9 protein-coding genes are annotated in these 10,063 nt (G+C 39.3%); 5 read left to right on the plus strand and 4 right to left on the minus strand.

Features of this window, described 5'->3' with window-relative positions:
* The 3 genes from ACM0OR_RS19130 to rfbB form a co-directional block, all read right to left on the minus strand.
* Complete coding sequence (locus ACM0OR_RS19130) at positions 1 to 399, minus strand: hypothetical protein (protein WP_414578057.1); 399 nt, start codon at positions 397 to 399, stop codon at positions 1 to 3.
* 293 nt (positions 400 to 692) lie between these two features.
* On the minus strand, positions 693 to 1,643 hold the full coding sequence (gene rfbA / locus ACM0OR_RS19135) for a glucose-1-phosphate thymidylyltransferase RfbA (RefSeq protein ID WP_414578058.1): 951 nt from the start codon (positions 1,641 to 1,643) through the stop codon (positions 693 to 695).
* A 130-nt stretch (positions 1,644 to 1,773) separates the two neighbouring features.
* On the minus strand, positions 1,774 to 2,838 hold the full coding sequence (gene rfbB, locus ACM0OR_RS19140; RefSeq protein WP_323267327.1) for a dTDP-glucose 4,6-dehydratase: 1,065 nt from the start codon (positions 2,836 to 2,838) through the stop codon (positions 1,774 to 1,776).
* A 29-nt stretch (positions 2,839 to 2,867) separates the two neighbouring features.
* On the opposite strand from rfbB, the gene ACM0OR_RS19145 reads away from it, so the two are divergent.
* Positions 2,868 to 3,119 carry a hypothetical protein gene (locus tag ACM0OR_RS19145; protein ID WP_323267326.1) on the plus strand — a complete coding sequence of 84 codons (252 nt, stop codon included), beginning with the start codon at positions 2,868 to 2,870 and terminating at the stop codon, positions 3,117 to 3,119.
* A gap of 197 nt (positions 3,120 to 3,316) precedes the next feature.
* Here ACM0OR_RS19145 and ACM0OR_RS19150 read toward each other — a convergent pair whose 3' ends face one another.
* Entirely contained in the window at positions 3,317 to 4,255 is a 939-nt protein-coding gene (locus tag ACM0OR_RS19150; RefSeq protein ID WP_323267325.1) for an NAD-dependent epimerase/dehydratase family protein, read from the minus strand.
* A 210-nt stretch (positions 4,256 to 4,465) separates the two neighbouring features.
* Here ACM0OR_RS19150 and ACM0OR_RS19155 point away from each other — a divergent pair, with 210 nt between their 5' ends.
* From ACM0OR_RS19155 to ctpC, 4 genes are all read left to right on the plus strand, one after another.
* Complete coding sequence (locus tag ACM0OR_RS19155; RefSeq protein WP_414578060.1) at positions 4,466 to 5,626, plus strand: glycosyltransferase; 1,161 nt, start codon at positions 4,466 to 4,468, stop codon at positions 5,624 to 5,626.
* Positions 5,627 to 5,720: 94 nt separating this feature from the next.
* Complete coding sequence (locus tag ACM0OR_RS19160) at positions 5,721 to 6,479, plus strand: sugar transferase (RefSeq protein ID WP_190703765.1); 759 nt, start codon at positions 5,721 to 5,723, stop codon at positions 6,477 to 6,479.
* 564 nt (positions 6,480 to 7,043) lie between these two features.
* Positions 7,044 to 8,270: a (E)-4-hydroxy-3-methylbut-2-enyl-diphosphate synthase gene (gene ispG / locus ACM0OR_RS19165; RefSeq protein ID WP_190703668.1), complete on the plus strand. Its 1,227-nt coding sequence runs from the start codon at positions 7,044 to 7,046 to the stop codon at positions 8,268 to 8,270.
* A 307-nt stretch (positions 8,271 to 8,577) separates the two neighbouring features.
* Positions 8,578 to 9,879, plus strand: coding sequence for a carboxyl-terminal processing protease CtpC (ctpC, locus tag ACM0OR_RS19170; protein WP_414578062.1), 1,302 nt, complete (start codon positions 8,578 to 8,580; stop codon positions 9,877 to 9,879).
* Positions 9,880 to 10,063 lie beyond the last annotated feature (184 nt).

The following is a 10,063-nucleotide window of genomic DNA, read 5'->3' on the forward strand; positions in this document are numbered from 1 at the left end:
TTAATAGTTGTTTTCTAAACGTGTTAGTAGATTTTGTGCTGTTCTAGCTGATGGGCCAGCAACAATAAAGAATGCAAGACCTTTGGAACTAATACATCGGATTGTACCGCTATATTGTCCGGTTTCTCCATAGACTCCCGATTCCAATGCTGCAAAACCTTTAGTAAATCCCGTATTTCTCAGGGCTAATTCGGCTCTGTTAAGGCATTGCTGTTGGGTTAACCTAGTCGGTTGCCAAGAAGTCCAGATTAAACAGCTAGCTTGAGCTATTGATGGCACAAAAGAAATGAATACAGTTGTTAGCAGTAGTAGGGATTCTTTATTGACTGCTTTTTTTCTCAGTACACCTAAAAAATCCAGTAGGTGATTTTTATTTCTTTTGGGTGAAACGTGAAGCATCGCAAAGCCTAAAATAACTATATAGTTAAATATGTCACATCTTTTTATATACTGAGTATCATTATATTGAGTTATTTAATTAATATTCATATATTTTATTGAGTAATATTAATATTTAATATTTGTTAAATAAGTATTTATGAGTGTTTAAGCAGCAAGTATGGGGGTTTCTGAAATTGTCCAGGCGATCGCTAACTGAGGAGCGTTAGATATAGACACTCACTAGTGTGCCTGGCTATCGCTAAATTTGGTAGCGTAACAACACATTTTTAGTATCATAGAAATGATTAGCTTCAAGGAAATATTCTGCTATATCCACTATTTCTAAACATTTTTTTTGTGATCAGTTTCATATGTTTACTGGAATTTGCATTTTGTTCATTTTCAACAATTTTTATTAAATAATCACCATAGCTGCTCTTAGCCATAGGTGCAGCTAACTGAAGCAGTTGAGATAAATCTATATATCCCTTGAGATAGGCGATTTCTTCAATACAGGCTATTTTTAAACCTTGTCTTTCTTCAAGGGTTTGAATAAAGTTAGTTGCTTGATATAAAGATTCATGAGTTCCTGTGTCTAACCAAGCATATCCTCTGCCTAATAATTCTACTTGCAGTTGACTCCGTTGTAAATACGCTAAATTAATATCAGTAATTTCTAACTCATTGCGAACAGAAGGCTTTAAATTAGCAGCAATTTCTACTACTTGTGCATCATAGAAATAGATACCAGGTACAGCATAATTGGATTTGGGAATTAAAGGTTTTTCTTCAATATTGATTGCCCTACCATTAGCATCAAATTCAATCACTCCATATTGTTGAGGATTTTTAACTTGATAGCCAAAGATTAATCCACCTACTTTGAGAGTGGCAGCTTTTACTAAAATTTCTGTTAATCTATCACCATAAAAAATATTGTCCCCTAAAATTAAACATACTGGCTCATCAAATATGAAATCTTTGCCTAAAATAAAGGCTTGTGCCAAACCCTCTGGCTTTGCTTGGACAATATAACTAAACTGTAAACCCCACTGACTTCCATCTTTTAATAATCTTTGAAATACTTCTAAATCAGTAGGAGTAGTAATAATTAAAATTTCCCGAATACCTGCCAACATTAAAACAGATAAAGGATAGTAAATCATTGGCTTATCATAAATAGGTAAAAGCTGTTTACTGACAACGTGAGTTATAGGATAAAGGCGTGTGGCAAAACCACCAGCCAAAATAATACCTTTCATTTTTTATCCTGATAAAATAGTTTTTATGTATTAAATTATTTATGCACAAATCCATAACTCCGATTTCTTAAATAAACCGGAGTTCTGTATTTCTAAACTAACCTTAACCGAACCATATTGAGTGACGATATTACCTATTATCATAATTTTTTCGTAACCAATTTTGATGATTTTCTGAACGTACTTGATTTACCCAAGATGAATTACTCAAATACCATCGCACAGTTTTTAGTAAACCACTATCAAAATTTTCTTCAGGTTTCCAGCCTAATTCATGACTGATTTTATGGCAGTCAATTGCATACCTACGGTCATGTCCAGGACGGTCTTTAACAAAAGTAATTAAAGAAGAATAAGAGAAATTATCTTGATGAACTAGTTCATCAAGAATTGCACAAATTTTTTCTACAACAGTTAAATTATTTTGTTCATTCAGACCACCAATATTATATGTTTCCCCAACTTTTCCCTGTTGTAAAACTAGATATATAGCTTGACAGTGGTCAATGACATATAGCCAATCGCGAATATTTTGACCATCTCCATATAGAGGTAACGGTTTACCATCTAGCGAATTAATAATAGTTAAAGGAATAAGTTTTTCAGGAAATTGCAGTGGGCCATAATTGTTTGAGCAATTGGTTGTTAAAGTTGGCAACCCATAGGTGTGATGATAAGCTCTTACAAAATGGTCAGATGCAGCCTTAGATGCTGCATAAGGGCTATTAGGTGTATAAGGACTATCTTCTCTAAATGCTGGATCTTGTAAATTTAGTGAACCATATACTTCATCTGTAGATATATGTAAAAAACGAAATTGTTTTTGTTTATTAGAAGATAATTTCTGCCAGTAAAATTTACTTGCTTCTAGTAATTGGAACGTACCCAATACATTAGTATGAATAAATTCTTGTGGGCTAAAAATCGAACGATCTACATGACTTTCTGCTGCAAAATTAATAATTGCATCTGGTTTATATGTTTTCAAAATATAACTAACTAACTCTAAATTACCAATATCTCCTTGTACAAAATGATAGTTTTTATCGCTTTGTAATTTAGCTAAATTACCTAAATTACCTGCATAAGTTAGTTTATCTAAATTAACTATATTTGCCCATTGTGATTGTCTCGCTAAAAGGATAAAATTAGCACCGATAAAGCCTGCACCTCCTGTTACTAATATTGTTTGCATATTGCTTAATAAATCAGATTTAATATATTTTGAGTTATAACAAATTGGTTGCAGACCGTTATAGCAAAATTAACTTGAGTACACCCCAAATTTGGATGCCTAGTCTGCAACTTGGATTAGGACTTTGGCAAGGTAATTACCAAGGAATTGAACGCTTGTGGCTACGCTGGTATGATGCAGAGGGTAATTGGATTCCGACTCCAGTAGAACAAGAAAGCCAACGAGCAGAAAGATTAGCTGCTAAGTTACAACAGTTAGGTATTGACCCAAATCAGGTTTAGGCAATAGGGACTAATCAATTCAAAATTCAAAATGACGCTCTCTACGTTCGCGGAGCGTGTCGTAGACAGACGCTGCGTGAACGCGGACTCGCTCTAAGCGAAGCTATGCCGAAGGCTTTACGCTGCGCTAACAAAATTCAAAAATTGTTTACTCCGCCTTCAGCACTCATAACTCAAGACTCATAACTCAGCACTCCTTAACAAGCTTGTAAAATTTCCTCATCAGTGGAAAAGTCTACTTCGGCTTTATCTCGTCCAGTGGCTAAATAATCATTTGCAAAAGAGTCTGTTAGACCGGAAATTAAATCATATTGAGGTTGCCAATTCAGTTCTGTTTGTGCTTTATGCACGGAAGCAAAGAAATGCTGTACCCGCATTGGGAAAGCTTTACGTTTACCAAAATCAAATTTTTTCGGGTCGTAATGCACAAGTTTGATGTCATCGGGTGATTTACCAGCAGCTTGAGCGCAAGCACGGGCTAAACCATCAAAAGTGACGAAGCGATCGCCTGAAATATTATACACTTGAGCGATCGCCTGTTTGTTGCCAATCACCTGGGACATGGCCATCGCCAAATCCTTGACATGACCTAGTTGAGTAATATGTACCCCAGTACCAGGAATAGGAATTGGGCGATCGCGTACAATTCGATCAAAGAACCAACTTTCTAAATCGTTATAGTTCCGAGGCCCGTAAATATAAGTAGGGCGAATCGAAGTAAAGGGTAATCCCTGTTGCTGCAAGTAGGCTTCGGTTTCATGCTTACCCCGATGACGGCTTTTCGGGTCTACTGTATCTCCTTCTACATGGGGTAATTGGTCAGATTTGAGATACACCCCCGCAGAACTCATATAGACAAAATGCTGCACCCGACCTGCAAAAATCTCTGCTAGTGGTTGCGTATCAGTCAGTTCTCGACCATTATTATCAAAAATTACATCAAAATTTTCTGGTAATAATTTTTCCTTCAGCTGTGTAGGATCAGTGCGATCGCCTATAATTTGTCCTACTCCCTGCAAACTGGGTAGTGGGCGATTACCACGATTAAACAGCACTACCTCATGTCCTTGTTCCACAAGAATTTGAGTTAGGTAAACACCAATGAACCTAGTACCACCCATGATCAAAATTCGCATAATTTACCCACTCCTATGTCTTTTGTAGGGACTGTGCAATGCCCAATCCCTTGAGGTTATCAGGTTGCTGCATCCCTCTGGAACATCTACTAGCAAAATTCTGTCCTTAATTGCCATCTGGGGCATTTCCCATTCCTCCATCGCCAAAGGAAACTGTGCAGTTAACCTCACACTCTTGCTTGACGTATTTTTTACATTTTAAAGTTAGCTGTGCCCTTGAAATATGCTCTTGTTCATGAGTGGCTAACACCAAAAGCCACCGGTGGTTCAGAATTAGTCGTTCAGGAAATTCTCCATCACATTGATGCTGATTTATATGCTCTCATTGACTTTGAATCCAGCAATCCTGAAAGTTATTTGTATCAACGTCAGATTGGTAGTACCTTTCTCCAGCATTTTCCCTTTGCCAAAAATGGAATTCAAAAATACCTGCCGTTTTTGCCACTGGCAATTGAACAACTGGATTTACGCCAGTATGATGTAATTCTTTCTTCATCCCATGCTGTTGCCAAAGGCATTTTAACCACTGGCGACCAGTTGCATATTTGCTACTGCCATACCCCGATGCGCTATGCTTGGGACTTAACATTTGATTACCTACACCACAGTAAGTTGGGTAGTGGTGTAGCTGGATGGGTAACTCGCTACTTATTGCATCAGTTGCGCCAATGGGATGTATTGAGCGCAAATCGGGTTGACTATTTTATTGCCAACTCTCACCATACTGCTCGGCGTATTTGGCGGTGCTATCGACGAGAAGCCACAGTCATTTATCCGCCTGTGAATGTGGAGGCGTTTCCATTTTTGCCGCAAAAAGAAGATTTTTATCTCACCGTTTCCCGGTTAGTGAGTTATAAACAAGTATCTCTAATTGTTCAAGCGTTCAATCAATTGCAACGACCATTGGTAATCATTGGGACAGGTTCGGAAATGACACAAATTCGCGAGCTAGCAAACTCGAATATCCAAATACTGGGGTGGCAACCTGATGAAGTGGTAAAAAACTATATGTCTAGGGCTAAGGCATTTGTTTATGCTGCTTGTGAAGATTTTGGTATTGCCTTAGTAGAGGCGCAAGCTTGCGGTACTCCAGTGATTGCTTATGGTGCAGGAGGTGCGTTAGAAACGGTAAAAGATGTGCGTTCATATAAAGACACAGGAACGGGCATACTATTTAAGAGACAAACAGCAGAAGCATTAGTGGAGGCAGTAGAAAAATTTGAAATTTATCAATATGACCTTAACCCTGAGTATATGCGATCGCACGCAGCCCAGTTTTCACCGCAAGTTTTTGCTCGATGCTACCTAGATTTTTTACATCAGCATAACAAAAAAGGCATTCTGGAGAGTGACAACCAGAATTTTTTGTAATTGTTTTAGATGCTTTTGGCAATTTCACCCCAGAAGCACCTCCTTTTAGCTTTAAGATTGGGACTATGTGTGGTGTGGATTATTAAGGAGTATGATGACTGCCCAGAGCTCACTCCTCTCCGGTAAGCGACGCTTAAGTCCAGATGCTAGCTCGTCTACGCGTTCTGCACTCAAGCGAGGTCAAAAAACAAAGACACCTAGAAGAAAACCTCAAGGTTTGTCTTTTCCAACTTTAAACGGAGAGTTTGCCAAAAGACTGTTCGATATCGTGTTTTCTTTGTCAGTTTTATTTCTGTTTTCTCCTGTTTACTTAATCTTGGCCTTACTGATTTCTTTCAGTTCGGAAGGCCCGATTTTTTATGTCCAGGAAAGAATAGGAAAAAATTACAAGCCTTTTAATTGTATTAAATTCCGCACGATGGTAAGCAATGCGGACGAAGTACTCGTCCAAATGATGGAAACATCGCCCCATCTGCGGCAAGAATTTGAAAGCAGTTTTAAGTTAAAAAAAGACCCCAGAATTACCACAATCGGCCGATTCTTGCGAATTACTAGTCTAGATGAATTTCCCCAATTCTGGAACGTTTTAAAGGGGGACATGAGTGTGGTGGGGCCGCGTCCTTTAGTCGCAGAAGAACTACCAAAATACGGTATCCACATCGATCAAGTTTTAACAATCAGGCCAGGCATTACCGGATTATGGCAAGTATCTGGACGTAATGATATCCCCTATCCACGCAGAGTTCAAATAGATTTACATTACGTCAAAGCTAGAACTTTTTGGCTGGATTTATGGATAATACTGAAAACAGTTGATGTGGTTGTTGTCCCAAAAAATAACGGAGCATACTGAAACAAAAACTTGCTGTTTTATGATTAGGGGCATTTATCGCCCCTTAGCTAATTATTAAACATCTACCAAGTTTAATTATGCGTTGTCCAGAATCCTTGGTAGGCACAATACCCTACGGGAAGCCTTCGGATACATGAATTGTGCCTAAGTCATTTTTGGAGATGTCTATCAAGACTAAGGTAGATCAAAAAATGAAATATGCGTTATTCACAAACCATGTAGAGACGTAGCAATGCTACGTCTCTACATTATTTTCGCCAGATGTCAACATTCTTCTCCTAACGGAGAGGCTACGCCTTAAGCATTAGCGCAGCCTCTCCGTTAGGAAAAGCTGTGCCGCAGGCTTTACGACAAGCTTAGTACAAGTTTTGAATTTTGCCTTACGGTACTAGGTAATATGAAAAGTTCAAAATCTTCCCTAGTAATACTTATTTTAACTACATCAGATTTTTTATATTCTTTTTTCCGATCGCACCGCTCAAAAAAGCTCTCACTATGGCACTCTGAGAAACAGAGACCTTTTAATCTAATATTTTAGCTACAGCAAATTCACCTAATAAGGTTATGCAAACTCTGCCGAATCTCGCAACATCCAATCATACAACTAATCAAACCACCTTTGATACTACAATCAAGCGTCGTAAAACTCGTCCGGTCAAGGTGGGTAATGTCACCATCGGCGGCGGCTATCCTGTGGTAGTCCAGTCGATGATTAACGAAGATACCCTTGATATTGATGGTTCTGTAGCGGCTATCCGTCGTTTGCACGAAATCGGCTGTGAAATTGTCCGTGTTACAGTCCCAAGTATTGCTCACGCTGTAGCATTGGCAGAAATTAAACAAAAACTCATTAAAACTTACCAAGATGTCCCAATTGTTGCTGATGTGCATCACAATGGGATGAAAATTGCCCTGGAGGTTGCCAAACACATCGAGAAAGTACGGATTAATCCAGGGTTATATGTGTTTGAAAAACCCAACACTAAAAGGACTGAATATACTCAATCTGAATTTAATGAAATTGGTGAAAAAATCCGCGAGACTCTAGCACCTCTAGTAATTTCCCTCCGAGACCAAGGTAAAGCCATGCGAATCGGCGTAAATCACGGTTCATTGGCTGAAAGAATGCTCTTTACCTACGGCGATACTCCAGAAGGGATGGTGGAATCTGCTCTAGAGTTTATTCGTATTTGTGAATCGTTAGATTTCCGTAATATAGTCATTTCCATGAAAGCCTCACGAGTTCCTGTGATGGTAGCCGCCTATCGTTTAATGGCCAAGCGCATGGATGATTTAGGTATGGACTACCCCTTGCATTTAGGTGTGACAGAAGCGGGTGATGGCGAATACGGACGAATTAAATCTACAGCAGGTATTGCCACATTACTTGCCGATGGCATTGGTGATACAATTCGCGTGTCCCTAACAGAAGCACCAGAAAAAGAAATTCCCGTTTGCTACAGCATTCTGCAAGCTTTGGGTTTGCGGAAAACAATGGTGGAGTATGTGGCTTGTCCTTCGTGTGGACGCACTTTGTTTAATCTCGAAGAAGTTCTACACAAAGTCCGGGAAGCCACTAAACACTTAACTGGCTTAGACATTGCTGTGATGGGTTGCATTGTCAATGGCCCAGGAGAAATGGCTGATGCTGACTATGGTTATGTAGGTAAAACCCCTGGCTACATTTCTTTGTATCGTGGACGAGAAGAAATTAAAAAAGTCACAGAAGACAAAGGTGTAGAAGAATTGATTAACCTGATCAAAGCAGATGATCGTTGGGTAGAGCCTTAAATCAGTTAACAGTTATCAGTAGTTACTAGGGTGCGTCAGTACAAATAATTTCTTGGTATTTCCTGGTCTTATCCCACTGACGCACCCTACATGATAAAACCAAGGCAAAAATCATCATTAAATCCCTACACCCATATACTCCCACTTCTTCTTTCTTGATAAAATTTCTGTAAATGGCGATCGCCTAGATCCCCGGATTAAAAAGTATTTTGATGAAGTTAGGAATACATACTCGCTCGTTACAGTTTACCCTGTGTTAGATTGAGCGTACTGACTATAAATTTTTCCCTCTGACGCAGCTGTCATTATGGTGATTACAAAAAGTAGGCTTGTTTTGGGTGCTACGGCGGTAACACTCTCCACGATCGCAGTTACTAGCCTTGGCATCCACTCGCGTGGTCAGGCTTTATTTAAAGCAGGTCCCAAGGAATTGGTAGATGAGGTGTGGCAAATAGTCCAACGCCAATATGTAGACGGAACTTTTAATCAGGTCGATTGGCTAGCTGTACGCAAGGAGTACCTCAGCAAGTCCTATAGTAGTCAAGAGGAAGCTTATAAGTCCATCCGGGAAATGCTGAAAAAGCTAGAAGACCCCTATACCCGGTTTATGACCCCACAAGAATTTAAAAATATGCAGGTGGATACCTCTGGGGAACTCACCGGTATTGGGATCACCATCAGTCAGGATGAAAAAACTAAGCAGCTGGTTGTAATTGCGCCAATTGAGGATACACCTGCTTTTAAAGTAGGTATTCTTTCTAAGGATATCATTCTCAAGATAGATGGCAAAAGTACCAAAGGTATGGATACCAACCAGGCAGTATCTCTAATTCGAGGCGAACCAGGCACACAAGTCACCTTAACGATTGATCGTAACGGTCAACAAAAACAATTTGAAATCAAACGGGCGCGGATTGAAATTCATCCGGTGCGCTATTCTCAAAAGCAAACAACTATTGGTAAAGTTGGCTACATTCGTCTGAATCAGTTCAGTGCCAACGCTGGCAAAGAAATGCAGCAAGCCATTAGAGATTTAGAAAAACAACGGGTAAATGGCTATATCTTGGATTTACGTGGTAATCCTGGAGGTTTGCTATTCTCTAGTGTAGAAATTGCACGGATGTGGCTAGATAAAGGCACAATTGTTTCTACCATTGGCCGCCAAGGCGAACAAGAGCGAGAAGTAGCCAGAGGTAGGGCTTTGACGAATAAACCTTTAGTGGTCATAGTTGATAAAGGTTCAGCCAGTGCCAGTGAAATTCTCTCTGGTGCATTGCAGGACAATCAGCGTGCTGTTTTAGTTGGTACACAAACCTTTGGTAAAGGCTTGGTACAATCTGTACGTCCCTTAGAAGATGGTTCAGGTCTAGCAGTCACCATTGCCAAATATCATACCGCCAGTGGTAAAGATATTAATAAACATGGCATTGACCCAGATGTGAAAGTCGAATTGACAGATGCCCAGCGTCAAGACTTGTGGCTGCGAGAACGAGACAAAATCGGCACATTAGCAGATCCTCAATTCGCTAAAGCCTTGGAAGTATTGGGTAAACAAATTGCTGGCAAAACTACACCAACGGCAGAAAAAACTCAAAATACTCAGTTATGAGTAGTGAGTAGTGAGTAGTGAGTAATGAGTAGTGAGTGTTAATGTTGGGATATGTTTTCCAGTCCCTTAAAGAAGGAAACTGGTTCACAATGAACTGTATATAATATTACTAAATATTTACTTAACTCATAACTCATAACTCATAACTCATAACTCATAACTCATAACTCATAACTCATAACTC

Source organism: Anabaena sp. CCY 9402-a, from assembly GCF_963920945.1.
Classification (GTDB): Bacteria; Cyanobacteriota; Cyanobacteriia; order Cyanobacteriales; family Nostocaceae; genus Trichormus; species Trichormus minutissimus.

Bases quoted from the DNA above. Each gene is read 5' to 3' on its own strand.
- ACM0OR_RS19130 (WP_414578057.1), bottom strand. From the start codon at position 399: ATGCTTCACGTTTCACCCAAAAGAAATAAAAATCACCTACTGGATTTT.
- rfbA (WP_414578058.1), bottom strand. From the start codon at position 1,643: ATGAAAGGTATTATTTTGGCTGGTGGTTTTGCCACACGCCTTTATCCT.
- rfbB (WP_323267327.1), bottom strand. From the start codon at position 2,838: ATGCAAACAATATTAGTAACAGGAGGTGCAGGCTTTATCGGTGCTAAT.
- ACM0OR_RS19150 (WP_323267325.1), bottom strand. From the start codon at position 4,255: ATGCGAATTTTGATCATGGGTGGTACTAGGTTCATTGGTGTTTACCTA.
- ACM0OR_RS19160 (WP_190703765.1), top strand. From the start codon at position 5,721: ATGACTGCCCAGAGCTCACTCCTCTCCGGTAAGCGACGCTTAAGTCCA.
- ispG (WP_190703668.1), top strand. From the start codon at position 7,044: ATGCAAACTCTGCCGAATCTCGCAACATCCAATCATACAACTAATCAA.
- ctpC (WP_414578062.1), top strand. From the start codon at position 8,578: ATGGTGATTACAAAAAGTAGGCTTGTTTTGGGTGCTACGGCGGTAACA.